The following is a 26,675-nucleotide window of genomic DNA, read 5'->3' as shown; positions in this document are numbered from 1 at the left end:
TATCGTCGAAGAATTCATGACGGAGTTCGGATAGCGCGTATTCAGTGGCATAGCTCCTAGCCACAGACAGCGCGGGAAATTCTGCTTGGGTACCGAACGGCCGGTTCTGGCCGAATTGAGCGGTGTCGGTGACCGGCCGCTTCTGGCCGCATTCTGCCGGATATGTAAACGCCTCCACGCGGCACAACGTGGCTAGCAACGAGCTGAGAGGTGCGCATCCTCATAATCATGTTCACGCCCCCGAGGCCGCCATGCAATGACGCCTTCCGTTCGCGCGCGCACCTCAGGAGCCGCCAAACAAGTTGCGACGGCTTCATAGCCGGCAGCACCTGGATAGGGCGCCACGCGAATCGGTGGGCTGTGATTGGCAGGGCAAAGAAGAATGGACTCCCCCGTGCCAACGGAAGCTAAATCGAGGATGACAGCAGAACGTGTCATCAAGAAGAGCGGGCGCTCCACGGACATACGGCGACGCAGATGGGCAGACACCGCCTGTTGGGTGGGCGTATCCAGTCCGTGCTCGACCATGTCGACGACCAGAATGGTCGGCCCTTCGGCTTCCAGTCCCACCAGCAAAGCGGTTAGCGCCTCGGAGATGACAGCGCCGTCTTCGACCAGCCAATCAATCGCGTGGTTGACGCGTAATCGTAGGTCCGAGTCGGCATCTAGGCGCGCCTTCGCATCACCTGCCGCAACCCGCTCTAGGCCGAGGAACGCCGCCGACGGCAGCACCTCGGCTAAGCGCAGGGCCAATCGCGTTTTTCCGCTGCCCAGCGGACCCACGATGTAGTTCAGGGGACGGATGTCGTGCAACTGGAAAAATTCACCTCCCCAGGGCCAGGGGAGTTCGAATTCGACGCTCAGCCCACTGGTCGAAACCTGCAAGCGCGTCAACTCTGTGACGGTTGGCCTCTGCCCTCTGTCCAATTGGGCTCGTAGACCACGAACACGTTCGATGGTGTCTGCCAGTCGACGCGCATCACCTTCAAGCACGGCCTGATGTAAGGCCAAGGCAGGTTCAAGTCCCTCGGCCTCGCCTTCCAAGACACTGGCCACTTGCGCAAGGCTCAGGCCCAGCGCACGAAGGGCCACAATTTCGCCGGCACGCTGCATCTCCGCTGGCCCGTAAGACCGCCAGCCGGCCTCGGTGCGCGTCGGCGTCATAAGACCACGTTGCTCGTAGATACGTAATGCCTTCACGGAGATGCCGAGCCTTCTCGCTGCCTCTGAAGGGTTCAGGAATCGCGTTCGACTGTTCACAAATTCACCTCTTCACATTTGGAAAGATGTTTTTATAAAGGTGGCCCTAAGGGTCGGGTCAAGCGAGTTTTGAAAAAAGCGCACGAACGTCAGCTTCTGGCTCAACTGGAGCTAGGCTTCGAACCTTTCCCCATAGACTAAGGCGTTTTAGTTACCGTTCCATTGGCATCAATGACTAAGTGACCATCGTCAACTAACCTCTGAACGAAGCGTTCCACCTTGATATCGTCAGCCTTTTCAACTCCGAGCAGAGACTTTACGGCACCAAAGAGCCTCGCTTTTCGACTGGGCTTGTTCTTGGACTTACGCAACGAAGCCAGCACGTGAGAGTAGACCGTCTCATCATCTACAACGAGTAATTTCTTGTTTACTGCAGGGGTTGGCTTGCCGCCTGTTGCTGATGCAACTGAGGGATTGACCACCTTTGGGGTGTTTGTTGCTCCAGATACCGCCTTCTTTGCTTGTGCGGGAGCTCTGGCAGACCTCTCTGCGACCGACGCTTTGCCTGTCGTCGCCTTTGCTGCTTTGGTAGGCTGCTTAGTAGCGGGGGGCTTATTGACAGGTATCGACTTTTTCGTGGGCGCCGCTTTTTTTGCGACTACCTTCTTGGCTGGAGCCTTTTTTACCCCCGCCTTTTTAGCAACGGCTTTCGGGGCACCAAAACCAAGTTGGCTAGCCGCGAATCCCAGCTCCTTGGCATGCTCCAACATGGGGCGGTAACCTTGGTCATTGGAAAGCACCACAAACTTGGCGCTTGGATTGCGCGAACTGATGTAACCAACGTAATAGCTCAAGTGAAAATCAAGAGCGTTCTTGCCCGAGCGCGAAATCGGAACAAGGGTCAACTCATTGCCAAATGACAGCTGATTGTCACCAACCCGCTTTTGGGTGGGTCCATGAAAAATCCAAACATGGGTGACGTCCGGTACCAGTACACGAATGTCCAGGTCCTTAGGCTGCACGTTCTCCCAGTCGACCAAGACATGGGTTTGGGCCGGCCTCACGGGTTGTTGCTCAGTCACGACCTGTACATCAGGAACAACGTGATTCTTCGCGCTTTTTAATAGCGTATCGTGAACCGCATATTCCAGGTCAACATCCGTATGGTCTACCAGTTGCAGAAGATGCAGGAGCACGTCAGCCGACTTCTCACCGATGCGCGCCTGCAACGGCTTGTCCGTCTTTGAGGCATAAGACTCCTCTGGGGTCTTCCACTGAAACAGCTCCATGAGTTCAGCAGCTTCAACCACCAGCGCCATAGCTAGATTCTTGGGCGTATGGAATTTCTCCCAATTTCGCTCCGACGCGAATGCTCTAAGCGTCTCCTGTAGGGCCTTGAGGTCCATCGGATTCATCCCTTTCACATATTGACTCTCAGACTATACGAGCACCGGCGCTCCCAATGGAAAGACCGCTCTCTATCCGCGAGAACGTGAGTAATGATGCCCCACTCCTGACTGCACAGGTTGCCACGGTTGCTCGAAAAGTGGCTCACAAACGGGCTGCCAAAGTTACTGACGTGAAAACGTACAAGAAGCTTGGGAAGAACTCTTTTACCCGAGGTGGTGTGAGCATCACAAGCGTTTCTTTATAAATCAGCAGCTTAGTGCTACCGGTTCGGGAACAACTCTTTTGCCCACCACCAACTTCGGTGGCTTCCCTAAATTCTCGCGAAACGAGCCTGGGAGCAGCCGTCCTCGCAAACGCTCCTTGACTTGAAGCTTCGTCAACCGGTGGCGCTGCTGCACCACTCGAACCAGGGCAATCAGTTCACCAATAGACACCTCCAACAGCTACTGAAGAACAGGGAACCTTTAACGCGGACTGGTCCGCACATTTCGCATTTCAACGCAGGATGTCCAACATTTTTAACGAGTTTCTCTCTAAGGTCAGATGAGCATCCGTGAATGAAATATCCCATGCATCAGCAAGTAGTTGTGCCGTTATCGGCATGCACCAAGGCATGACTGGTGTCTTGTCCATCTGTGCAAAAGGACCGTCGCTTTCGGGAATTACTCGGTCCCTGGGCAGCTTTGCTGCCAATGCGCGTCCACTCATTGAGTTGAACATTGCTGGGCCTACGCTGAACCAGCAGCCTTTAGCCTCAGCCGCCTTCAACTCTGACGCGGTACCAGAAAACCAGTGCAGTACCGCAGTACCGAACTGTGGATGTAGGCTCAACTCAGTTAATACATCTTTGACTGCCTGTCTCGAATGAATGCTGAGCACCCGACCGCCCAAGTTTGCGCATTGCGCGACTACTGCGCTAAAAATCTTTCGTTGAACGTCGTAGGTAGCTTTAAACCTTGAAGAACCATCGAGTCCCACCTCACCTACTGCGGGTGAGGTGACTATCTGTTCCAACAGCAGGTCCAGCTCGTGAGACCTTTCGTATGCTATTTCGGGGTGTAGCCCCGGGGTAATAAGGACATTCGTAGATGGTTCTAGCGCACGAGAGGTGGCCGCAAAAGCCTTCGGGCTAGTCGTAACGAGCCAAGTGAAACTGTTCCGGCGGCAAGCTTCCTTGTAGACCTCCCTGGCGTTGGGGTAGAGGTCAAGATGGCAATGAAAATCCATCACAGTAGGCCATCCGCTTTAAGTAGCGCGTCCAGCTCTGCAATACCTTGAGAAAGAACAGCTCTGTATGACTGACGTTCAGCAGGCAAGGCAAATGCCAATGTCGCACCGAGAAATCGGTCCAACCCTTGAGACTGGACCGACAAGACAGCTAGCGCTGCAGCCATAGGGTCATCGGGGCCGCTAGCCTTGTCTGACCCAGCTAGAGAGGAATGTACATACCTAGTTGTATCGGCGGCTAGGTCCCAGGCACGAAACGCGCTTTTGCGAATCATGCATGGCACGCAGCGACCACAATGCACGCGGTTGTACGTGCGAAACCTTCCGCAACTTGTCGAGTCCGCAGCCCATGCTCTTAGCAAGTCTTGATTGAGGCATTCCGTCAACATTTGCCCCTTCGTTTTGAACTTGTAGGGCAATTCAAGCTGTACCCGAACACCCAGTCCGCTCAAGAGCTCTTGAAGCATCCCAATAAAGAGGGGATGCGTTGTCCGTGTGCTGAGGCTAGCCACTCGACCAGGAACCAATGGTGGGTTTATGCAGATGAAGCCATTTTCAGGAACGAAGATTTGGACTGGTGAAGCCGCGATGCGAGATGCCGCGAGAACTGCAAAACCGTAGAAGGCCAGTGAACGCCCCCGCGTCGAGGGCTCGCGCACGCCACTAAAACTAATACCATGACTCCACTGCTGATGTGTTGCACCTCCTCCCAACATCGCGGCATAGTCGCGCTGACGTTGAGAGTCCTCATGCGCAAGCTGGGATACAAACATCGGACGACGCTCTTGCTCTAAAAGGTTAATGCCTCCGATGAGGCTATCCAGCCCTCCGGAAAGCAACGACACACAGTCGCGGTCAACCGGCACGGGTTTACCATCAGGTGGCGGCGCACCCCCTTCGACAAAATGCAGGGTCCAGTAGTCGCCCGTCAGCACTTTCAACATGTTTTCGGCATGCTGCTTCCAGGGTACCCACCTTAAAGGCTCATGCAACCCAACAGTGAGCTCTATGGTACGAGTCCATCCGTCGGCACTGGCCCCACGCAAACAAGCCAAGTCTGCGGCACACACAGCAAGACAAAATTGCACGAAATCCCATACTTGAGGGCTTGGCGCGAACCCTTTTCGCTTGAGAGAGCCCCTCCAGCTTTTTGCTATGGTTCCGACGCCTTCACGCTTTGCACTTTTGAAAAAAGTAAACGCGCGTTCTCCCTCAGCAAGATTCGCGGGAAGGTGGTCAACAGTTGTGCAAATAATCTTCATCATTGAGCGAATACCTGTAAAGAGGACGCCAATACCTCGCGCGCAAGCTGCTGAGGATTCAAGTTGTTCGGCGTGAACCGCCCCATCACAACAGACACCTCGGCCATCACATACTCCTTGATGTCCTGGCGGTACAGTTGCACCTCGTGGGGGTCGAACTTGAGTCGTTCGTAGGTCTGGCCGAGTTGCATGTCCATTCGATTGCATACTTCGTTTGAAATGGTGAACGCCATCACATTTGCGATTTGCTGGTCCGTAAGCGCAAGAATGTCCACGTTCGGGTCCAACTCATAAAGCATTCCCAACGCCTCAGCCGCAGCGTTACGAAGGGACTCATCGTCAACACTGCCGGTATCTGGGATAACCTCTTTCACAAGTTCCAGCACAAGGTCACTTGCTGACAGATTCGCCTGACGGACTCGTTCAACCCAATCCACAACCTTTGGGTCCGTCCGGTCACGAGCTGAAGTGAGGAATTGGCCTAACTGTCCAACCCCTTGCGAAGTGCGGCGCATCGTGGATGCCGCACGCCGCGGCCCCCCCATGCCTTTGTTGACCATACTCTTGGTAGCGGAACGCAGAGACTCACGCCCGCCACCAGAAAAATACGCAGACATCTTGGTTCGAGCCTCTGCGTATCTCCGGTTCGGAGCGATAGCTCCTAGGTCTGCCGCGGCATCCCCTTCAGTTGCAGCAGAATCGGCACCGTCGGAGTCGGCATCTGTGTCTTGATTTGGGCTTGCGTCACCATCAACAGCATCTGGAGTAATAGGCAAGTCACCAGCACCGGAGCCTCCACCATCGCCTGCAAGCCACTCAGGGTCAAAGGGAGACCCGGTCTTACCACCCTTACTAGATGTAGATGTTCCCATTAACGTGCCTTCTTAGCCTTGATTGCGTTCTTGACCGGAGTAGCCACGGTCGATGATTTTTCCCAAGTGTCAATAACGGAATGGCTCCAGGTCTGTTCATAAAGAGTCGGAATAATCCCCGGTCCAACCTCACTTACTGGCGCTTGTGCTAAGAGTACAGACGCGTCGGCGGACAATTCAGGAAACACCTTGCAAGACTCGACCAACATGACAATGTCTTCCCCGCGCTTCCAAGTGCGTTTCGGTGCCTTTATCTGCCAAGCTCGGCCCATAGCCAACCTGGCCTGGGTCGAACCGGCGCTGCGAATAGCCTGCGTCAGCGGCTCATTTGCACTGGTGACAACAACAAAGGCGTCACGGAGGGCTCTACCCTCTGACGTCAAATCATCAGCCCCAAAATCGCGTGTCGCAGTGTCTCGACTCAGATGAAGTAGCGGCCGCAGGTCAGTCTCCCCCAGTGCCGGATGAAGTTGCAGCCACTCCCTGGTCATGAAATCATTCTTAAATAGTTCTGGCAGAGCTGTACCGTCCAAAGCCGCAGCCTCCGCCAGACGCAGGACATCCACGCGGCCATCCAATGCCGAAGTTACCAAAGCGGCAAGAGCGTTTGCCAAGGTCTCGTCGCATCGCTCCACAAGGTGCCACTTTGCCAGTGCACGAATATCCAGCTCAATGTCCTGTGGTTTCGCCAGCGCTGACCTGAGATAAACGGTATTAAGAAATCGCTTCATCAAACGCGGGTTAGCATTGACCGCACTGGACTGTGTCAGAAGCGGAGCCAAGCCTTCAGCTAGGTCCATTAGTCCGACCATTCGGGAGTCTCCCACGTCTACAAGACTATGGAGAAAGTCCGTTGTGACAGCATCACCGCGCCAGCTGGTCCGCAAGCGCTCTGGAACGGCGGCCAGCGCTCGCTTAAACCTTTCGCTGTCAAATTCGTTATCCTTGTTGGCTCGCTCCAGAAGCAAAAGTGCCAGGTAACCCTTTGCCTCGTTTACACCTAGCCGAGGAACATGCAAGGGAACCTGGATTAACTTGTCAAAGTAGTTTGTGGCAATGTCGCTGGTGATGCCTGTCCCCTCAAAGTGGACCCGTACGGCACCTCGAATGAATTCGTTGTCCGCGGCAATCACGAAAGCACTTCGCTTAAGAAATAGTAGAAGTCGAATCGACTCCAGCGTAGATATAGCTGTCTTGGGTAAACATCGGTCAAGGTCATCAACGAAAACCACCAATGTGATTTTCAGTTCGCGCAGAAGCTCTTCCAGTGCGTCTCGAAAGGCTTGAATCTCACTGGGTAACGAGACAGGCTCTGCTGGCTTTAGCAGCGCAGTATCGTTCTCGGTTTTCTCAGATTTTGCATCGCCCCCCTCTTTGGCTTCTTCGTCAGGTCCAAAGATACTCCCGACTTTGAAGAGTGCTCGTCCGATGGCACCAACAGGAATTCCTGTGGCAATTGTGGCTGCTACTTCGCCACCCATCTGCACCAATCTAAGCAAATTGATGCGTTGCAGTAGGCGCTTAGCTTTCTTAAATATTGCTTCATCTGAGGCGGCGCGCCGCAATACTTCGTCGCCTACGAGCTGCAACAAGGCGCTACGGGCCCCTTCAAAATCTTGGTACAACCAAGGATTGAAGGTGACAACTACGTAAGTGTTGTCGCCAGGTACCGTAGCAATATCCAGTCTTTCTGCAATCATCCGCACAAGAGAAGACTTTCCAACGCCCCACCCCCCGGAGACTCCGATGGAGATGGGGGACCCATCTGCTTGCTGGAGAAGGTTTGTGCAAGCATCTGCGACCACTCCAAAATTTAAGTAGTCAACCGTTGTTTCGTTGTCATGCCACATTGGCAGTTCCTCCCTTGCTAATTGTTCAACTGTTGGTGAAAGCTAGGTTCAAGTACCGTTGGAGCTCTGTAAAACGACCTTCACCACCGATTCGTTCAACAAAACAATCTGCTACACCTCGGGTGCGCTCCTCATTCCGACCGTAAACGTAAGCCCGTGAACTCCATCCTCCGGGCCGAACCATATCCAGGGGTTCTGGTGTTTTTTTGTCATTTGGATATTGTGCATCAATACATAAATTATACGAACATACTTTTTAAACGTATACTTATTAGATGCAAATAACAAAACCACCCAGGTATGACTGCGGTGTTTCTCGCTCACCCTCGCGCTGTCCAGGCTCTCAACAGGGTTGTTCGGCCTTTGGCACTAAAGGAGAAACCATGAAGGTGTACCTTGCTTTTGTGGGGCGTCCTGGGTCTTTTAGGGTTTCTGCTCGTTTACGGATTCTTGACCCGATGAGTCCCATACTGAAGATGCTGACACGCACGCTATTTACCGGTGCTGCGATGGTCCTGACCACCTTGTCGGTAGCACATGCCTGGGGCACAGAAGGTCACCAGGTCATCGCGCTCATTGCGCAGTCCCAGCTTAGCCCCAAGGCCAAAGCAGAGGTTGACCGCCTGCTCGCCCAGGAATCCGGAGACACTTTGCCGTCTATTTCTACCTGGGCAGACGAGCACCGTAACCCATCAACGGCACCTTGGCATTACATCAACTTTCCCCGTGGCGACTGTGTATACGTCGAGCAACGGGATTGTCCTGATGGTCGCTGTGTTGTGGGAGCCATCAAAAAGCAGCTAGAAATCTTGGGCTCCCGGGCGCCGGACAATAGTAAATTGACTGCGCTGAAATACTTGGTCCACTTCGTCGGCGATGTGCACCAACCGCTGCATGCTGGCTACCAGGACGACAAAGGGGGCAATAAGTACCAACTCCAGGCGTTCTTGAAGGGCAGCAATTTGCATGCGGTATGGGACTCAGGGCTCATCAAGAACCTTAGTGAAGAGCCCGAGGCCATGGCCGTACGACTGCAAAAGTTGACAGCTGGGATGCCCTTAGAGAATTTGAACGGGGTAAACGCTGCAGAGGAATCCTGCACCATCGTTTCCCAGCAAGGGTTTTACCCTGAGCGCCTGGTGGAGTTGCCGTACATACAGCGATACACACCAGTCGTAGAGCGGCGTCTTGCTGTTGCCGGAGCACGATTGGCCGACGTTCTGAATGCCACATTCAAGTAACCAAGTTTAGACAACCACAAACAGTACCCGAACCAGCGTTGCGCAGGCCTGACCATATTTGCAAACGGTTCTCATCCTAGGAGGCTTCTCGACACCAGATATTGCCAAAAATCATCATCAATTTTGAGGATGAACTAGTGACGCTAAGGTTGGAGCAAATTTGAATAACTTAGAGCTGAGGCAAGATTTGACCAGCAACGCCCCCTAAATGACGCACCCAACCATCCCCCCTTCCCGACTCGTCATATCTCAGCAGAACATCTGGAAGTTAAACAGCCTCCATCATTGGGCGGTATCCCTTAGCGGCTCAACCAAACAGTATGCCTGCTGCCTGGAATTAATACGCCCAAAGGCAAGAAGCTTTTCGATACATCTATGGTAGAACATCACAGATACATCAATGCATTTTGCAGGCAAAAACGAACACCAGCCTGCGCATTTACCTCCAGAACGCTTTAGCGCTAGGTCCCTATTTGCGCTCGTCGCCGTACCGCATGCCCGTCCAAGACAACGGTTAAAAACTCAGATTCAAAAGTGAAGAAAAAGTGAACTTCCAAACATTCCTGGCGACCACTCCAGCGCCGGTATTAGCCACGGGCGGCGTACTAACCTTACTGATTCTAGTTTTTCTAACTATCTTTTTAGTTCCTGGCACGCTGCACTGGGTTCGGCTGAACGACTTACAGCGCCGCATAAAAAAATTCGACTCAAAGAACCCCTCTTCGGAATTTCAGAAGGTTTTTTCGAACGACAAGCGCCTCGCCCATCTCTGGAAGGAATACCAGGACTCGCTGCATATCCAGCGAGAAGAGCGAGATGGGCAAATGGTAGTTCTAGCAACGCGCGCTACGGTACCGGCGGAGCTGTACTTCAATAGTCAATTTGTTGTAGACAGTCGGTTACGTACCGAATTCTTCAAGCATCTTCCCGGGTTATTCACTGGTATTGGCATCATTGGCACATTCAGCGGCCTCATTGAAGGTCTAAAAACCTTTCAGGTGAGTGAAAACGCCGCCACTGTTAGAGCAAGCCTCACTTCGCTCATGCACTATGTTGGCGAAGCCTTTCTAGTGTCCGCAGCGGCCATTACCGCCGCGATGGTGGTCACGCTTCTTGAAAAGCTTCTCCTTGCAGCTCTCTACCGCCAGACGGAAGAGATTGCACATGCCATCGATGCGAGATTTGACTCAGGTGCTGGTGAAGAGTACCTGTCAAGACTTGTCAAAGCATCCGAAGACTCCGCAAGCCAATCGAAAATCCTGAAAGATGCGTTGGTCACAGAGCTTGGCGAACTTCTTCGTGAGCTCACGAGTGCCCAAATCTCTTCCGCCCGGGAGCAACAGGCGTCGCTCGCAGACAGGTTAGCCGCAAACTCGCGCGAACAGGTTGAAGCGACGCGTGAAGACAACAAGGCTCTCGGTGCAGCCATCTCTGAGAGCATTCAACAAAGCCTACAAGGCCCGTTACAGGACATAGCCAACACCGTCAAATCTGCAAGTGGCGACCAGAGCGCTTCCGCCGTTCGTATGCTTCAGGATGTAATGGCAAGCTTCAGCCAACGGCTGAACGACCTCTTCGGTGGGCAGATTACTGGCTTAAGTGACCTGAATCAACAAACGGCTCGGAGCATTCAGGAAGCGGTGAGCACCCTTCAAACACTCGTAGCCAACATCGAAGAATCGAGTCGCAGGTCAACTGACACTATGGCAGAACGCATGGCGCAGGCGATTGAGAAGATGGAGGCACGGCAGGAAGCTATGAACACTCAGTCTAGTGCCTTCGTTGACCAAATCCGCCAGTTGGTAGCGTCGTCCCAGTCGGAGACTAACCAGAAGCTGCAAACAACCCTCGAGTCAATCGGCACCCAGGTGGCGGAAATGCTTTCTGCCTTAAATACCTCCCAAAGTAGCGTGTTCGAGAGGAACCAAAGCCGGGAGCTGGCGATGACGGAGCGCGCCCAGAGTGCCGTGAGTGGCATGTCGGAATCGGTGGAAAGCGCTATCAGGGAGATGAGCGCAGTGTCAACCCAGATGGCACAGAGCGTCGCAGCGCTGACGCACGCCACCAGTACATCGGTCGACAAAATGAATGCCGGAGCGGAACAACTCGGCACCGCTTCAAGGAATTTCGCAAATGCAGGTGAACGTGTGTCTTCCGTTTTAGGGCAAGCGGCAGATGTCACGTCCAGGTTGTCAGAAACCTCTGGCGCGCTCACCTCAGGCGCTTCCGCGATGCAGGACCTTTTACGCGACTACAAAGTCCAGCGCGAAGCAGTCGGTCACTTGGTCACGGAGCTACGTTCAACCGTAGAGTCCGCACGGAAAGAGGCAACCCTCACTGGCGACATTCTGGCCCGTATTGAGAATTCTGCGACTCGCCTCGGCGCAGCCCAGCTGCAGGCGGACGAGTATCTGGAGGGTGTCAGTAAAGTACTTGGCGACGCCCATACTTCCTTTGCGACACAAGTGAAACGCACCCTCGACACGGCGAACACAGAGTTTCATGCGAAGTTGAGCAGCGCGGTTGGCATGCTTTCCTCCGGCGTCAGCGAACTTGAACTCACACTTTCGGCAATGGGTAATTTGGCCCCCGCCCGCCGTTAATCATGCTCGGAGCACGAATTGCCGTTAAGCGCGGAAACCGGGACGAAGCTGAAAAGCCCTTCTGGATATCGTTTGCGGATTTGATGACGGCCTTGATGGTTCTCTTCCTCGTCGTCATGGGAGTTGCCCTCCTTGCAGTCACCACGAATGTGTCGGAGCGCGAGAAAAAGGAGGAGCAGCACCGCAAGGACATTGACCTTATCCTTGCTCGCTTTACCGAGGCTGCAAAGCGCTACGACGGCATCAAGGTCGACAAGGAACGCCGGGTAATTGACTTCGGAGACAGAGCTCGCTTCGCATTCGGGAAGTCGAATCTGTCTGCCGAGCAGGAAAACGTACTCCGACAGTTCGTGCCCGAAATCCTGAATCTGGCCAACGAAGACCTCGGTAAAAGGGTATTAAAGCGCGTAGTCGTTGAAGGCTATACCGACAAAACTGGGTCTTACCTTAGCAATCTAAACCTAAGCTTGCAACGCAGTCAGCGTGTCCTCTGCACGATGTTCGCGACGGGAACCGGAGCCAACCTCCTGTCCGACCCGCAAAAAGAAGACGTTCGTAGCCTGTTCCTGGTTGGCGGTTATTCGTTCAATGCAGCAAAGGACACTGACGAGGAAAGCCGCCGCGTCGAAATGCGTATGGAATTCCTCGGCATTGACGAAAATCGGGCAGACGTGATGCGGCAACGCGGCAACTTTGGGGACTGCGCCCTGAAATGAGTGCTCTAAACCAACTTGTGTCGCTGCTGCTGCCTGGCTCAGAGCTGGGGGCAAAGCCAGTTAAGGCCAATGAAGGTATAGACCGCGTCTTGGCGGAGATGGTGGCGCGGGCCAAATCCAGCCAACGGTCAGAGGTGCCTGAAGACCACCAACTTCACGCGGTTCGTCAATTTTGGGAGCGACAGGAGCTTTCGACCTTCAAGGACGCGTATCTCCTGTCCTGGGGACTTTGCATTCCCCATATTCAACGTGGTCCCTGTGTCCTTGAAGACCGCTCACGCTTTCGGCTAGTGCTCGATGGCGTTGAAACGTTTCGGACTAAGCCCAGCGCATTTCGCCGCTGCTACCAGGGTCTAGTTAAGAGCTACTTCACATACGACGCAATGCATCCAGAATGCAATGTCGTAGGCCAAAGCAATTGGAACGTTCTGCGCGAATACCTAGGCGAGCGGACATCCGATATCCGTGACCGTTACCTAAACCCTGAATGGGTCGCGACAGCTCTTGAAAACACGCAGCTTTTCAGCACAACCCCTTGTGAGCCATACGTGGAAGCCTTGCTCCGTGGCGATGCATCCGCCGTAGATAGGCTCTGCGAACAGCTTGGCATTGCAAAGGCTTCTTGGTTCATGCGGCAACTTGTTCTCTCGCAAGTGCAAAGCGCCACTACGCTGGGCAACCAGGAATTTCAGTCGCTGATGCGGCGCCTGCTCGAGTTGCTCGGTCGAAACGAAGTTCTACGCGACCGGGGACTCACGCTTATCTTGAACCGCTACGCCAAGGTCCCGGGTACCCATCTGCATCAAGAACTCCGCGATGCCGCTGTGCAATGGTGGGGAAATCCCTGGCTACCCTCGAACGAGACACGATGGGGTGGCGTTGACCCAGCAGCCAGGTCGATGGTTTCAGATTGGCTCAAACTCGAATTCATTGAAACCTTCTTCACAAAACTGGCGGACGATGGTCTTGGCGACCCACGCAGGATGGAATTCTGGAAGAGGTACGTCAAGGCTATTGGCAATATTGAGTTCGCCCTAGGCTCTGCGGCGCGCAGTTCAAGAGAACCCGACTTCATCGCTTTGCGCAAGAAAATGGCCGGCTTGGTCTGTGACTTGGACGTCTCCGGCTCCAACAACGCCTTCATCATGACAATGGGGAACTTGGTTGCCGTTGAGTTCAGCGGAATGGGTAATGCGCTCTATGGCTACGATGCTCGCAACGAACTCCCCTTCGATACCTCCCGAGCGCTTCGACTGGCGGCTGGCGCGCAGAACTCATTGAAGCAGAAGACGAAAAGCATTCTTTGGATGACCCACCAAGATGGCATTCACAACTGGGATAAATGGGAACAGATGTTCGAGGCAACGTTGAAAAAAGAATTCGACATCTATCCGGGTACCTCGACTACCCGCGTCGTTCGTGCCCCCCCCCCTTCGCGACCGCCTCCTGCTCCGCTAGCACCACCACCACCAGTTCACCAGCGTCCGCCGACCACTACACCGCGCCCAGGACCTAGTGACGAATGGGCTCTTGCTTCAGCACTCACCCCCGCGTACTCGATGAGTGCGCTTCAGCGTCTGACACGCCCGCTGGGCATAAAGGTAGAAGACCTAACAATGCTTGGTGGCAATGTTTGGGTGCGAACCTCCACCGAAATTCCGGGCTTTACAAGGACGCTTGAGGCTTGGGGGTTTCAGTACAAGCCGAATAAGGGCTGGTGGAAATAAAAAAGCATATGTTCAAGATTTTCAAAAAAACCCCATCGGCAACGGCGAACAGCTGGCTGCGCACCTGGACCCCTACGGGATTGGTGTTGTCCCGAACAGGCAGCAGAGCAGGTGCGCAGCCTATTGGCCTGATGTTTGACGGCTACGTCACGCAGCTAGTCGACGACGGTTTCCTTGATGAGGCAGAAGATGGGCTTGTGCTCTCCTGGGACAACCTCTACGCGGCGCTTGGACGCCCGGAATATGCCGAGCTGAATCAAGCCATTGCACTTCCCTCCCAGACCGCAGCCCGGCCTGCACTGCGGAGCACCAATTCGCTAACTGCGCGAGATTTCTCGATTGCCATTGATTCCTGGCAAGAGCCGACCGGTGAGAGCCTTGACTGGGAGCTTATCGGCCCCCTCATGTTGTGTAACGACCGCACCGAGCTGATGAAGCCAGCCCAGTGGGAATTGTTCAAGGATGTCATCGCATTCGCCAGGCGACACGCGGATGAGCGAACAGACCTCGCGCACCGTATGGCTTGGGGCCGTATCCGCAAACTGGCTTTAGCTGCCGACGCGCGCTTAGACGATTTTCTGTACCGCTCCGTCGTTCTGACCCCTGAGAAGCTGGAGATAGGGTTGCGGCGGTCTGAGAACGTCACTGACGACAAAGTCATCGAGATTGAGCCGCTCTTCGCTGGAGCCCCATCGAACTGGTTGGACTCGTTCGACTCGAAGAGCTCGGTCCGCGACAGGTACGACATCACCACCACCGAAGGCATCGTCCAGGTTCTCATATCGCCGAAGGTGCGAACCGTTCTACAGGAAATCAAACGCCTTCCGGGGCGGCGCGTGGCCGGTAGCCGGGCCCAAGCCTTCTTACTGAACCCTTTCGCAACGCTTGGCGACGATGCTGGGGATGTTATAGAGGAGACCCAGTTTGAAAAGGCGCGAGAGGCTGCGGGTCTCGTCTATGAACGCTTTTCGCCTCAGGTCGAGCGTGACGCATCGGGTTACCCAACCAAGGTTGGTCTATTAGTGGAAACAGCTAATGCGGATGGCCCCTTGTCATCAGAGACCATTTGGCTCGACGACGAAGCACTCACCAGCTTTGTGAAAAAACTGCGCCAAGCCCTAGAGCGCAACTTTCAGCTCCTTGCCTGGAATGGCTTCGACCTCGAGTTACAGGGAGATGCCGAGCGCGACCTAGCGTTGCTGCAAGCGGCGCTTCAAAGACGCTCCGCGCCTACTACCTTGGTGTCGTACGCAGAAATCCACGACTTGAACGGCTATTCGTCTCGTGTCGACTCAATCGGCGTAGAAACGCCCTATTTTTCAGCGCATATCGCAAAAGTTAAGGAAGGTGACGGCTGGTTCCCAGAAAACGTCACGCCGATGATTGTTTACCAACCAGCTGGGACTACCGAACCAGTAGCGGTCCCTACCAGCAAAGCCGCCATTGAGCGCCTCGAACGCCAAGTTGCAACAGCTAAGGCTGCCGGCGAAGACAAAGTGCAAGTCGAATGGTTACCCCAGCCCATCCCCCTGGAGGAAGCGACCAAAATAACCGAAACGTTTAAGAAGGTATTCAAGGACGTCGAAGATGGCAACTTCCCCTCCAAAGTACCGACTGATGCCAAAGAAAAATTGGCTGTGGTCCCTCGGAAACAGCTTGTCCTCATCGCAAACATCGAGAAGCTCGAGTATGAAGAGATTCGAACCGATGCGTTGGCATCAGTGCCCCTTGAGCCTAAGATACCTCGCGCCATTCGGCCAGAACACTCGCTTCTTCCCCATCAACGCGCTGGCTTAGCCTGGCTTCAGCACCTTTGCAGTCTTCAAACTGACTTTCAGGTACGCGGGGCTGTCCTTGCTGATGACATGGGCCTCGGAAAGACATTCCAGTTACTCGCGCTGATGGCATATCTGGTTGAGTTGGACCCCAACATTGACCCCATGCTCGTCGTCGCACCAGTCTCGTTGCTGGAAAACTGGGCCGAGGAGTCAAAGAAGTTCTTGACTGACGGTGCCCTTCCCCTTCTAACCGCCTATGGGGATGACCTGTCTTCTTTGCGCGTTCCGCGTGCTCAAGTCGACCAACGGCTCCAGTCAGAGGACGGTCTCGTCAAGTTCTTGAAGCCAGGTTGGGTTGGTGGTGCGAAGCTCGTGCTAACCACTTACGAAACACTGCGCGACCTCGAGTTCTCGTTTGCGGCTCAGAAATGGTCACTCATGGTGTGCGATGAGGCGCAGCGAATAAAAAACCCAGCTGCCATGGTTACCCGCTCTGCCAAGAAACAGAACGTGGGCTTCAAAATCGCATGTACTGGTACCCCGGTGGAAAACACGCTAGCGGACCTGTGGTGCCTGTTCGATTTCGTTCAGCCAGGACTTCTGGGTGCATTGAACGATTTCGGGCAACGCTACAGACGGCCCATTGAAGCCAAGACTGATGAGGAGAAAGCACGTGTCGACGAACTTCGCGCCCGTATTGCCCCCCAAATTCTTCGACGTATGAAGGCGGAGGTGGCAAAGGACCTGCCACAGAAGATTGTGGTCGACGCGTGCCGCAGACTTCAGCTGTCCAACACCCAAAGAAATTTGTATGCAAAAGCCATCGACGGCTTTAAAAAACGTGGAGCTCCAGACGGGGTTTCCCCATTTAAAAATCACTTAGGCTTGCTGCACTACCTAAGGCTGATTTGCACCGACCCCCGTCCCCATGGCCTGAATGTATTCAAGCCAGAGCTCACGAAGGAGTACTGCGAAAAGGCACCCAAACTTGCATGGCTATTGACTGAACTTAAGAACATCAAGGCGAAGAGCGAAAAGGTTATCGTATTCTGTGAATTCAGAGAAATACAGAGGCTACTGCAACATTACATTGAAGCAGAACTGGGTTTTCGACCGGACATCATTAACGGAGATACGAGCGCATCTTCATCCTCGTCGGCCAGCAGACAGAAACGCATTAAGGCATTTCAGGAAAAACCTGGATTCGGCGTAATTGTCTTGTCCCCTGTAGCGGTTGGATTCGGCGTGAATATTCAGGCAGCGAACCATGTAGTTCATTACACACGTACTTGGAATCCGGCCAAAGAAGACCAAGCCACAGACCGAGCCTACCGAATTGGTCAGAAGAAGGACGTTTACGTCTACTACCCTGTGGTGACTGCTGATGACTTCACCACTTTCGATGTCAAACTTGACCACCTATTGACCTATAAGCGAAGTCTTGCGGACGACATGTTGAATGGCTCGGGAGATGTTGGCCCCAGTGATTTCAATCTAGTCGACGTCGTTCCAGATGCAAGTATTGAAAACCTCGATGAACGTGTGACTATTGACGTAGCCTTACGCATGGAATGGCAGCATTTCGAATGCTTAGCCGGTGTAATTTGGAACAAGCGTGGCTATTCCAGCTATCGGACACCAGGGAGCAACGACAACGGCATTGATGTAGTCGCCCTGGCATCCGGCCGCGGACAGCTAATACAGGCGAAAAGTAGCAGTCGTGATGGCGCAGGTTTGAGCTGGGAAGCAGTTAAAGACGTAGTCACTGGGGAGGCTTTCTACAAACGCCGCCATCCAGGTATCGTGTTCGAAAAGGTCTGCTTAACGAACCAATTCTTCAACCCACAGGCGCGGGAGAACGCATCACTTAACTCCGTTGAGCTCCTGGACCAGGTTCAACTTACTACTCTGTTGCAACAGCACCCCGTAACGATGTTGGAAGTGGAAAAGATGCTCTATGCAGACTGGCAGCATCCGGATGTCTAGTAATAGTTTGCCCGATTACAACGCTGGATAACTAAGCCTGTAGCTAAGGTCCTCCAGGCTACTTACCAGTGGAAATTTGACTGCTGAAATTTAGCGTGTCAAAAAACGAGTTAGCTCATCGTGGCCCAGTCTTCGAGTTACTCCCCAGGACTACACCTCGGTCGACTTAGGTACCCCTGTCTGTACTACCGCTACTGACACATCGGTCACACCAATTGCGTTCATGCATTGAAGGAAGAACGTCATGGAGAACGTTCCTCTCGAAATCTTGTTCGCAATGGCACCCTCGGTATCCGTCACACCCAGTACCTTAAGCTTTACCACAAGCACTTTGTAGCTTATGCCGCGCCTTGCCAGCTCTCCTTTAAGCAGGAGTTTGGCTTCTCTATCCCAATTAGTCATTTGTCAAAAGTGGTACATATATAACGATAAAAATATTTAAATGTCATATATGACATTTATTGTTACAATGTCGTATTAGACATATTCCCATCTATTGGAACATATTCATATCAATACTGACGCTAAATTGAAATACATAGATTTAACGCTGAAACAGGTTTCTAGACGTTGGAGTTACTGCTCAAGCCCTCAGGCATGAGCAGCTTGATATTCAAAGTAAGGAACCGCAGATGGCAAGACCTATTAAGTGGACAGAAAAAAAGATTCAAAGTCTTGAAGCCGCCGGAAACGGGCGTGGACTGGGAAAAGATTACATCCCCTGGCTAAGCGTCACAGATGTAAGCAGCCTGGGCCGCTCGCGACGGGTTTTCAGCCACAAGACAGGCCGCACCCACGAGTTGCTGTCTGACGTCGAATACCGACTCTTTCTAGTCTTGGAGTGGATGCCCAGCGTAGTCGATATTCGAGAGCAGTACCCGTTAGACAGAGCAACGACCCAGACGATTGCTCAGCAGTTAGGCCTGAGGCATCCCCACTACCCGGGCACACACGTTGCAACCGTGATGACCGTGGACTTCTTAGTCACACAGATGATTACCGGGAATAGGTCCCTCATGGCGCTAAATGCCAAACGTGATGAAGAGGCGTCCGACCAAGAGTCCCTCTTGAAACTTGAGATTCAAAGGAACTACTTTGAGCTCAACGGTGTGCCACACCACGCAATCTTTCATTCGCAAATTCCTCGCCAAAAATCCGACAACATAGATTGGATACGCTCTGCGCTACTGAAGCCTGGTGAAACTGAGCCCCGCCTGGGATTCTTCAGTGGACTCACCGCTCGGATGGCAGCAGACTTGAGCAGCCCGTCTCTCAACCAGGCAACGGTACTTTCAGATTACTGCAAGGCATTTGACGAACGCCACGGCCTAGAACAAGGAATTGGCTTGCGTATTGCCCAAATGCTCATGCACGAACGCGTCCTGAAGGTGGACCTTTCTTCCTCCAACTTGGCAGCAGAGCCACTTTCGGCCTTCGTCATGACCGCACAACGCGGCCAGCTACGCGCTGTAGGAGTTGCATGATGCTTTTTCAGAACGAAATATTCAATCACCAAGGCCGCAAACTCAGGCTCCTTTACGCCAGCGCGGAGACAGGTTGCGCCTATGTAATTGACATACATGACAAATTAGCTTGGCCATTCGAAATGCCTATAGCGGTAGTGACACAGCAACGTGCCATCGAAATTGAGGGCGAAGTTCGGCTGGAACCAAGCAAAGCCGCCGCCCTCAAACGGGATGCGGCTATGGCTCGTATTGCACCAATCGTAGCGGACCACAATAGGCCCCAGGTATTCGATTCAAAGAGACGTTCGGCCCTCATCTATGAGCGTGCTGCCCAGTTGGGCTGCTCGGAACGCACATTGCACAAGGACCTGCGTCGCTACTGGCAAGGTGGCCAGACTCCCCAAGCTCTTCTTGCCAACTATCACCGCTCAGGGCGCTCTGAAGTTCACGTAACAGCCGGCCGCGGTCGAGCGCCAAGTGGTAATCACAACACCTTCCAGCTCTCAGACAGTGATATCAGAAATTTTCAGGACGTAATTAAGAAGAAATACCTCAAAGACAAACGTACAACCGTCGTCGATGCCTACAACCATATGCTGACCACAAAGTACAACTACATGGACGGCAACGGGAAAACTTGCCTCAAGGGCATTGGCGATTACCCTTCAAAACGTCAGTTTCGGCACTTCCTGGATACCAACTACAACCTTGAATCTCGGCTGCGAAGCCGAGAAGGCGATAAGGATTTCGAGCGCGACCACCGTGCAAAAGTTGGCACCATTGCAATGGACTGCTTAGGTGTCGGGCATATCTACGAAATCGATGCAAGCATTTGTGATGTCTATTTGGTTTCCACCGCGGACGTGACCAAGATAGTCGGAAAACCCACCTACTATCTCATTATTGACAGGTGGTCACGCCTCATTGTGGGCTTCTATATAGGCCTAGAGAATGCCAGTTGGATTTGCGCCATGGAATCGATATTGAGCATTGCAGCTGACAAAAATGAATTGTGCTCTCTCTATGGCGTTCCTTACAACCCGGAGGACTGGCCTGCACATGGCGTCATGCCAAAGGAATTTCTAGCGGACAGAGGCGAGATGATTTCCAAGTCCAGCTCTCAGATTTCTGATGACCTGGGGCTAATCGTAACAAACGTGCCTGGACAAAGACCTGATTGGAAACCCCTGGTTGAATGTGGATTCAAACTGACGCACGGTGCCATTCATGACATCACTCCCGCGTATGACCCGCCGTCGAACGCAACAAAGAGACGCGGCAAGCACTATGAGAAGGATGCCTGCCTGACTTTGAAGGATTTTGGCTTCATCATCTTGAGCGCCATCATCGCCCATAACCGAAAGGCCATCCGAGCCTACCCCCATACGTTAAAGCAAATGTCGGCCGGAGTTATTGCCAACCCAATATCACTATGGAACGAAGATGTCATCTTACGCATGGGTGCCTTGGCCAAGTACAAAGAATCCACTGTCCGATATGCGCTACTTCCCCGCGAGAACGCAAAGGTAACTGCTGAAGGAATTCTGTTTCGTGACTGCTACTACACCTGTCCCGAGGCCGTAGCCGAAGGATGGTTTGTAAAGGCACGCAAATCGCACTACTCAATAAAGGTGTCTTTCGACACCCGCAGCGCAAACTGCATTTATGTTCACGTTTCAGTCTCCAACGGACAACCCATTCGTGCTGATTTGTCAGGTAGGAGCATCAAGTACAAGGGATTATCCCTGGCAGAAGTCGCGTTTTACGAAAAACTGAGGAAAGCAGTCATGCCTGAGGTTGAGCATTCGCACAACGCGTCAGCATTTGACCTGATTACAAAGACAAAGCCCATCGTAGACGCCGCGAAGAAGCGACTTAGCAACGTCAAGTCCAAGACATCTAGGTCTGCCAGGAAAGCCGACACTAAAGCCGACCGCCAGGCAGAACTGAGTCAGGAGCGCAATGAACGTGCAGAGGCAACTGCAATGATGGAACGACCTCAAACCGGGGATTCTGCGCAGGTGGTTCCCATTTCGGCAGCGAAGTCCTCCAACTCCCCCACGTCTTCAAAGTCTGTTGCTGAAGATGTCGAAGACAAATCAAACCAGAAACCAAATCAAGTAACAACCCCTCCCGCAAACAGCGCGACCTCCGCAACGAACTCAAAGAAGCCGCCAACGCTGGAAGAATTGGCAATAGAAGCACGAAAGAGAATGTTCCATGGATAACTTGCACCAACTCAGTCCTGGATGCGTAAAGGCAACCTACACGGCACAGCGTCTGCCGCAGTACAAGGGGAACCCACTGATTGAAGCGCTTCCACCGAGCATGAGCGACGCAAGTCTTGCAGAGGCCCTAGAGCTGTCCCCAGAATTTGACCCTGAACAGCGCGAGTGGGAAACCTTTGAGCGCTTTCAAATGCTCACAAGCCTGTCCACCTTCTGCGTCCCGCTCTCCCGGCACATAGAGCTTGCTCGCGCCCTGGATTCTTTAATGCGCTCTGGCTATGTCGGTCGCGCCCCTCGTACAGCGGGGCATGCCCAGATTTACCAACGGCTTTACGATAACCAGAAAAAGGGTATCACTTTCAGCCAGTCGGCCACGTCCATAGTGACACAGAAGTCAACTTCGCTCATTGGAATTTCCGGAATGGGGAAAACCACCACCGTTGACCGATTTACAGCGCACATCCCCAAAGTCATCTATCACGGTGAAAACGACCTAAACCTGTACCAAATCCCGTACCTGCACGTAGAGATGCCCAGCGACGGTTCTAGTATCAAAGGCTTGGCCATCGCAATACTGCATCAACTCGACTCACTCATTCCTGGCGCCAACTACTACGAAGAGTACGCTGTACGCGGCAAGCCGGGTGCTGACGTGATGATGCGCAACGTAGCACGAGTCCTAAACACACACTTGGTAGGTTTGTTGATTTGCGATGAAGTGCAGAACCTCTCAAACTCACATAAAGGTGCCCAAACCGTAATGACGGAGCTTGTGTCGGCCACAAATGAACTGAAGTGCCCCATTCTGTTCATCGGCACAAACAAGGCAACCCAGATTCTTGGGCTAGACTTTCGGACCGCTCGACGTGCGACAGGGTACGGAATCGCCACCTGGGACCGACTGCGCGAGGTTGAGGCTGACGGCGAGTCCAGCGAGTGGACAAGATTTCTAATTGAACTCTGGAAGTTTCAGTGGGTCCGGAAGCCAGTGCCCTTCAATGCGCATTTTGCCCAGGTGATGTACTACTACTCTCAGGGCGTCATCGACATCGCCATCAAACTGTTTGCGTCTGCACAGGCACGTGCAATGCTTGACCAGTCAGAGACCCTGACGGCAGAACTGCTGGTAGACGTATACAACCGGGAGCTTAAGCTTATGCACCCAATGATTGATGCACTCCGGGATGACGACATTGCCAAGCTTTCCCTCTATGACGATATTGCGCCAATAGGCTTAAAGGAAATTCTTAAGGGCATGGACATGAAGCTCAAGAGCAAAGCGTCTCCACTGTATTCCGTTAAATCGACGGAGGGGAACTATATCGACCGCATTGCCAAGGGACTCACGTCTATGGGCTTTGGCGAGGAAGATGCCCTTCAAGCGGCGGTGGGTACGTTGGAAGAAGGCAAATTACTGTCTGTTCTTGAAGGCGCACAGAAGGCAATGAAGGCATTAACTACGCCCAAAAAGACCAGCAAAAAGAAGGATACGCCCGAGGCGTTCGAAGTGGTTAGCTTTGACGACCGCCCCAATGACTACCGTCGTGCGATACAGGCTGCGCACCTAAAGAAGTCGGACGTACTAACTGAGATGAAAGAGCTCGGACTTGCACCTCAACTAGAGGAGCTCTTTGACTTTTGATACGCTTGCCCAGCCCCTATCCAGATGAGATTATGGGCAGCGTCATCGCCCGCGGTTGCGTGCATACAGGGCTTCCACCGAAGCGCATGCTAGAAAACATATATCAAAGCTCCAGGAGCTATTGTTCGTTCCTGATGCCGTCGAGTTTTCATAGGCTCGGCTTACTGACCGGAAAATCTCCTGACCAGATTTTGGATGAACATACTGTATTTCCCTATTCGGTAGCGTTCATGCCAAAGGAGGAACGGGAACGTCTGCGCAAGAAAGCGCTGGAACTGAATGTTCAAACGGATTGTCTTGGCTCGCTGACCAAGTCGGTCACCTACGGAGTCCCTTTTCGCAGGGTGTGCCCACAGTGCATCACGGAAGACCTCAATACTTACGGTGAAACCTATTGGCACCGCTCGCACATGCTTCCCGCCGTCCATATCTGTGCCCAACACGGTGTACGTCTGCATGAAACGGACATGCGTCTCAAGCGGAATCTGAATAAGAGCTTCATCCACTTCCCCACTCCCTTTGGACATAAGTCGATTTCCGATATCGCGCCCAGCTTCATTTTGCAGGCGGTCACCGAGGTATCCATAGCGGCCTTGAAGGCCGTTACGCCTTTAGAGATGGATTGGCATTACGTCTACCGCACCAAATCGTTGGAGAAGGGATATCGGATTGAAGGAGGTGCCGTAGCAAGCAGGGTGTTAACAGCAGATATTTTGAGGTTCTATGGGGAAAAATTCCTGAAAGATTGTGGTGCTCAATTTATGGAAGGGGCAGCGGGCCCATGGCCCTCGTTGATGTCACGCGAAGGCTCAGGCATTCCTTTCGCACCTGTAAAGCACGTTCTGATGCAAATCTTCCTGAATGCCGAGAGCAGCCAGACCCTTAACGTGACCGGGAGCTACTCGCGGCCTGGTCCAAGGTCGGGCGACAGTGTCGCGCTGGATACCAAAGCAGCAAAAGCGCTCCAACGTGAGCTGCAGAAGGCAACACGAAACGGCGTTCGTCTGACAGTCCAGGCGCTGTTGCGAACGATTGGCATCTGGGAGAAATTTCGGCATCACCGAGAAAAGTTTCCGAAAACCAACGCCCTCGTTCAAGCGTTTAAGGCATCAGACCAGTCCGAACGCCAACTTGGCAGACGAAAACGCCTGTACAACAAGCCTACCTGACCAGGCTAAACATGCGGTTCTACACAACTCCAGTAACTGGAGTTGTAAATGGAATGGGCATTCGGAATAGCGGTAAAAAATGGGCAGCTGGTAGTCGAAGGTACAAGTCGTGACGGGGACTTGGAGATTGGTAACCTTCTGGAGTTAGGCACGTGTGGGGTGCCTAAATGTTCGCAATTGGTTAAGCACAAGGGTACGCTTGATTTCAGCGCGCTCGTAGCAGTAAACGCGGACGAATACTTGGACGCTTTGGGTCTACACGCGCCACAAAAATTACCAAATCGACACCAGGTGTTCGAATGTAGATTTGACGGCGTAAGAGTTGTTTTTCCAGCACTTGTGCTTATGAGAGCTCTTTTTCGTCCGAACAAGTTTTTGTTGCCCGTAATGTTCCGTCCTCAAGCCCTAGACCGCATTCGGTTCTTAGACTACACCCGTACACCAACCGAGGTTGTTGTTGACGCAAGCTGGCGCGGGACGTACCGGTCAGGAGAGGAAGTGAATCAATGCATTTCATGGATGACGCTTTTCCCCTCCGCAATCCGACTTGCGTCATCAGTCCACGAATTCGCCATGCGCGGCGAAATTGGCATGAGCCTGCCCCTCGGCAGCGCGAGAGCAACTATGCACGGTCTGAACGTGGGAGGCATCTTGTTTGTGACGGAGATGAAGGTAATGGCCGTGCATGCCAATGAGGACCCCATTCCGGGGGCGACAGGATGCTCTCAAGATTTTGTCCTGAGAAATGTGAGTTATGACGGGAAACTAAAAAGTAGTTTGGCAGAAATCAGCAAATTTCCCATTGGGAAAAATGGTGAGCTGGGCGTATCTGACCTAGAGTGGACTGCGATAGCTCCGACCCTCCTTAAAGGACAAGAAAGAGCCCGTGAAATCCTTAACCAACGTCACCTCTTTGACGCAATTTTGCAGAAAATAAACTTCTGCACAAGCTGGCGAACATTGGCTCCGAAATCGGGAACGGGTAACAACGCACGGTTCGCTGAGCGGAATTGGCGTTCCCGAGAAACACTTATGCCATCGCTGGAAATTCTGATGACGATGCGCACTTGATATGAACCAGCGCGCGACAGCTTAAATCCGCCACTCAAAATGGATGCACCTACATGGTGCGTTTAGTAGTTATCGGCCTCAATTCCGGCCGCTGAGACCCGCTGATTCAATTGGCCTACCTCCCGAGTAGAACTTTAATTGTAACGACCAGCATTGGTTGGTGGTGGGTCAGTAGTTGTTCCCAAGAGTTAACTCCATAAGGAATGTCGGCCAAGAGCAGTCGGTTGGTCTCGCTGCAGAATTGCACCGGAAAGACGACATTCGCAGCGTGCGCACCCGTGCTTCGCGTATGGTGCATTAGACTGCCCGTGGGGTTGAACTCTGGAGATAGGAATGCAGAACGCGTATCTTGGGTACGTCGAAAAGGACGAGGGGCTCTGGCGGGTAGTTGAACCGATTCTTCCTCGACTGACGACCTTGTCTGCGGAGCAGGTGGAGACGCTCGTGTTCTACCTCAAGTCACTGCATGGCTACTGCCCTAGCAGCGCCAACGAGTTGCAGAATCAAGTGCCCTTTGAAACGAGACTCGATGCTATTCGAAACAACTCGACACAGGACGACCTTCAGAGCAAAGCGCGTTGGCGGTTGCGACTAGGTATTCTGATTTGCATCGTGGCCGGTTTCCTCTCGCTGCCGGGCGTACTTGGCTTGTTTGCAGGTGAGTGGGAAACGGTCGCCGTTTGGGGGTTACCGGCTTTGGCTCTTGTCTTCCTGGCTGACTATGTCGGGTTCCTCCCTGCAATCAATACGTTTAAACAACAAGACCGCCGCTATTTCCTTGAAAGTATTCGCGCAGCGCAGGCGTGTAACGAGTTGGACTGGTCCGGTCTCTTCACCTACAACGGCGAGACGAAAACGGGGCCGCAAAACGATGAGGCAATTCACCAGACTCACCTTCGCATCGCCGGGCTGACGCAGCAGCTTCGCACGGCGCTCTACAACGATGAGTACATGAACTACTCGAGGCCACGCGGCTGAACTCGTCAAGGCTTTCAGCAGTCTCTCCACGTCTATCGCGATGCGGTGCTCGCTGCGAATTGGAAAGTGGCAGTCGGTTAGTTGGGCTCGGTTGACGACACGGTTCGCTCGGGAAATTTGTGACTTGAGCGCCCGCTTTGGAGCAAAGCGTACAGCCGGTATGGGTCCAAAGCCGGCAGCGGGCATCGCTCTCCAAAGGGGTCTGCGATGCGCTACCCCGCGTTTCCGCGGTCACAACCTTGCCCTGTG

General features: G+C 53.2%; 18 protein-coding genes. 11 read left to right on the top strand and 7 right to left on the bottom strand.

Annotation, left to right across the window (positions count from 1 at the left end):
• Window positions 1-192: 192 nt before the first annotated feature.
• The 6 genes from BLT66_RS25150 to BLT66_RS25125 form a co-directional block, all read right to left on the bottom strand.
• Window positions 193-1,260, bottom strand: a complete 1,068-nt coding sequence (locus BLT66_RS25150; protein WP_092762493.1) for a MerR family transcriptional regulator — start codon at window positions 1,258-1,260, stop codon at window positions 193-195.
• A gap of 137 nt (window positions 1,261-1,397) precedes the next feature.
• The gene (locus BLT66_RS26890; protein WP_176955166.1) at window positions 1,398-2,606 is read right to left on the bottom strand and encodes a PIN domain-containing protein; all 1,209 of its coding nucleotides are present in this window, start codon (window positions 2,604-2,606) and stop codon (window positions 1,398-1,400) included.
• 499 nt (window positions 2,607-3,105) lie between these two features.
• A complete protein-coding gene (gene qatD / locus BLT66_RS25140) occupies window positions 3,106-3,837 on the bottom strand; it encodes a Qat anti-phage system TatD family nuclease QatD (protein WP_092762515.1) in 732 nt (243 codons plus the stop codon).
• Window positions 3,837-5,102 (bottom strand): Qat anti-phage system QueC-like protein QatC, encoded by a 1,266-nt coding sequence (gene qatC / locus BLT66_RS25135; RefSeq protein ID WP_092762491.1) that lies wholly within the window; start codon window positions 5,100-5,102, stop codon window positions 3,837-3,839. Before qatC ends, qatD begins: the two co-directional genes overlap by 1 nt.
• The gene (gene qatB, locus BLT66_RS25130) at window positions 5,099-5,971 is read right to left on the bottom strand and encodes a Qat anti-phage system associated protein QatB (protein WP_092762489.1); all 873 of its coding nucleotides are present in this window, start codon (window positions 5,969-5,971) and stop codon (window positions 5,099-5,101) included. Before qatB ends, qatC begins: the two co-directional genes overlap by 4 nt.
• On the bottom strand, window positions 5,971-7,821 hold the full coding sequence (locus BLT66_RS25125) for a KAP family P-loop NTPase fold protein (protein WP_092762487.1): 1,851 nt from the start codon (window positions 7,819-7,821) through the stop codon (window positions 5,971-5,973). Before BLT66_RS25125 ends, qatB begins: the two co-directional genes overlap by 1 nt.
• Before the next feature lie 383 nt (window positions 7,822-8,204).
• Between BLT66_RS25125 and BLT66_RS25120 the strand changes: the two genes are divergently transcribed.
• The 5 genes from BLT66_RS25120 to BLT66_RS25100 all read left to right on the top strand — a co-directional run bounded on the left by BLT66_RS25120 (window position 8,205) and on the right by BLT66_RS25100 (window position 17,872).
• Window positions 8,205-9,062 carry a S1/P1 nuclease gene (locus tag BLT66_RS25120; protein WP_218922659.1) on the top strand — a complete coding sequence of 286 codons (858 nt, stop codon included), beginning with the start codon at window positions 8,205-8,207 and terminating at the stop codon, window positions 9,060-9,062.
• Between the two features lie 545 nt (window positions 9,063-9,607).
• On the top strand, window positions 9,608-11,665 hold the full coding sequence (gene zorA / locus BLT66_RS25115; RefSeq protein ID WP_092762485.1) for an anti-phage ZorAB system protein ZorA: 2,058 nt from the start codon (window positions 9,608-9,610) through the stop codon (window positions 11,663-11,665).
• 2 nt (window positions 11,666-11,667) lie between these two features.
• Complete coding sequence (locus BLT66_RS25110; protein ID WP_092762483.1) at window positions 11,668-12,381, top strand: OmpA/MotB family protein; 714 nt, start codon at window positions 11,668-11,670, stop codon at window positions 12,379-12,381.
• On the top strand, window positions 12,378-14,108 hold the full coding sequence (locus BLT66_RS25105) for an EH signature domain-containing protein (protein ID WP_092762481.1): 1,731 nt from the start codon (window positions 12,378-12,380) through the stop codon (window positions 14,106-14,108). Before BLT66_RS25110 ends, BLT66_RS25105 begins: the two co-directional genes overlap by 4 nt.
• An 8-nt stretch (window positions 14,109-14,116) precedes the next feature.
• On the top strand, window positions 14,117-17,872 hold the full coding sequence (locus tag BLT66_RS25100) for an SNF2-related protein (RefSeq protein ID WP_092762479.1): 3,756 nt from the start codon (window positions 14,117-14,119) through the stop codon (window positions 17,870-17,872).
• A 150-nt stretch (window positions 17,873-18,022) separates the two neighbouring features.
• Here BLT66_RS25100 and BLT66_RS27325 read toward each other — a convergent pair whose 3' ends face one another.
• Window positions 18,023-18,274 carry a DUF6471 domain-containing protein gene (locus BLT66_RS27325; protein WP_092762477.1) on the bottom strand — a complete coding sequence of 84 codons (252 nt, stop codon included), beginning with the start codon at window positions 18,272-18,274 and terminating at the stop codon, window positions 18,023-18,025.
• Between the two features lie 230 nt (window positions 18,275-18,504).
• On the opposite strand from BLT66_RS27325, the gene BLT66_RS25090 reads away from it, so the two are divergent.
• From BLT66_RS25090 to BLT66_RS25065, 6 genes are all read left to right on the top strand, one after another.
• Window positions 18,505-19,356: a TnsA endonuclease N-terminal domain-containing protein gene (locus BLT66_RS25090; RefSeq protein ID WP_092762475.1), complete on the top strand. Its 852-nt coding sequence runs from the start codon at window positions 18,505-18,507 to the stop codon at window positions 19,354-19,356.
• Window positions 19,356-21,566: a hypothetical protein gene (locus BLT66_RS25085; RefSeq protein WP_092762473.1), complete on the top strand. Its 2,211-nt coding sequence runs from the start codon at window positions 19,356-19,358 to the stop codon at window positions 21,564-21,566. The genes BLT66_RS25090 and BLT66_RS25085 overlap by 1 nt, the downstream gene beginning before the upstream one ends.
• Window positions 21,559-23,208 carry an AAA family ATPase gene (locus tag BLT66_RS25080; protein WP_092762471.1) on the top strand — a complete coding sequence of 550 codons (1,650 nt, stop codon included), beginning with the start codon at window positions 21,559-21,561 and terminating at the stop codon, window positions 23,206-23,208. Before BLT66_RS25085 ends, BLT66_RS25080 begins: the two co-directional genes overlap by 8 nt.
• Window positions 23,205-24,377, top strand: a complete 1,173-nt coding sequence (locus BLT66_RS25075) for a TnsD family Tn7-like transposition protein (RefSeq protein ID WP_369821637.1) — start codon at window positions 23,205-23,207, stop codon at window positions 24,375-24,377. Before BLT66_RS25080 ends, BLT66_RS25075 begins: the two co-directional genes overlap by 4 nt.
• Before the next feature lie 48 nt (window positions 24,378-24,425).
• Window positions 24,426-25,448, top strand: coding sequence for a transposase (locus BLT66_RS26615; RefSeq protein ID WP_143029293.1), 1,023 nt, complete (start codon window positions 24,426-24,428; stop codon window positions 25,446-25,448).
• A 333-nt stretch (window positions 25,449-25,781) separates the two neighbouring features.
• A complete protein-coding gene (locus BLT66_RS25065; protein ID WP_092762465.1) occupies window positions 25,782-26,426 on the top strand; it encodes a hypothetical protein in 645 nt (214 codons plus the stop codon).
• Window positions 26,427-26,675 lie beyond the last annotated feature (249 nt).

The sequence above is a fragment of the Rhodoferax sp. OV413 genome (genome assembly GCF_900104385.1).
Classification (GTDB): domain Bacteria; phylum Pseudomonadota; class Gammaproteobacteria; order Burkholderiales; family Burkholderiaceae_C; genus Rhodoferax_B.
This window is presented reverse-complemented; position numbering and strand designations above follow the sequence as displayed.

What these genes read in the sequence shown, in the direction of transcription:
- qatC (WP_092762491.1), bottom strand. Translation starts at nt 5,102, where the DNA reads ATGATGAAGATTATTTGCACAACTGTTGACCACCTTCCCGCGAATCTT.
- BLT66_RS25065 (WP_092762465.1), top strand. Translation starts at nt 25,782, where the DNA reads ATGCAGAACGCGTATCTTGGGTACGTCGAAAAGGACGAGGGGCTCTGG.
- BLT66_RS26615 (WP_143029293.1), top strand. Translation starts at nt 24,426, where the DNA reads ATGGAATGGGCATTCGGAATAGCGGTAAAAAATGGGCAGCTGGTAGTC.
- BLT66_RS25090 (WP_092762475.1), top strand. Translation starts at nt 18,505, where the DNA reads ATGGCAAGACCTATTAAGTGGACAGAAAAAAAGATTCAAAGTCTTGAA.
- BLT66_RS25120 (WP_218922659.1), top strand. Translation starts at nt 8,205, where the DNA reads ATGAAGGTGTACCTTGCTTTTGTGGGGCGTCCTGGGTCTTTTAGGGTT.
- qatD (WP_092762515.1), bottom strand. Translation starts at nt 3,837, where the DNA reads ATGGATTTTCATTGCCATCTTGACCTCTACCCCAACGCCAGGGAGGTC.
- BLT66_RS25125 (WP_092762487.1), bottom strand. Translation starts at nt 7,821, where the DNA reads ATGTGGCATGACAACGAAACAACGGTTGACTACTTAAATTTTGGAGTG.
- BLT66_RS25085 (WP_092762473.1), top strand. Translation starts at nt 19,356, where the DNA reads ATGCTTTTTCAGAACGAAATATTCAATCACCAAGGCCGCAAACTCAGG.
- BLT66_RS25080 (WP_092762471.1), top strand. Translation starts at nt 21,559, where the DNA reads ATGGATAACTTGCACCAACTCAGTCCTGGATGCGTAAAGGCAACCTAC.
- BLT66_RS26890 (WP_176955166.1), bottom strand. Translation starts at nt 2,606, where the DNA reads ATGGACCTCAAGGCCCTACAGGAGACGCTTAGAGCATTCGCGTCGGAG.
- BLT66_RS25105 (WP_092762481.1), top strand. Translation starts at nt 12,378, where the DNA reads ATGAGTGCTCTAAACCAACTTGTGTCGCTGCTGCTGCCTGGCTCAGAG.
- BLT66_RS25100 (WP_092762479.1), top strand. Translation starts at nt 14,117, where the DNA reads ATGTTCAAGATTTTCAAAAAAACCCCATCGGCAACGGCGAACAGCTGG.
- qatB (WP_092762489.1), bottom strand. Translation starts at nt 5,971, where the DNA reads ATGGGAACATCTACATCTAGTAAGGGTGGTAAGACCGGGTCTCCCTTT.
- BLT66_RS27325 (WP_092762477.1), bottom strand. Translation starts at nt 18,274, where the DNA reads ATGACTAATTGGGATAGAGAAGCCAAACTCCTGCTTAAAGGAGAGCTG.
- BLT66_RS25110 (WP_092762483.1), top strand. Translation starts at nt 11,668, where the DNA reads ATGCTCGGAGCACGAATTGCCGTTAAGCGCGGAAACCGGGACGAAGCT.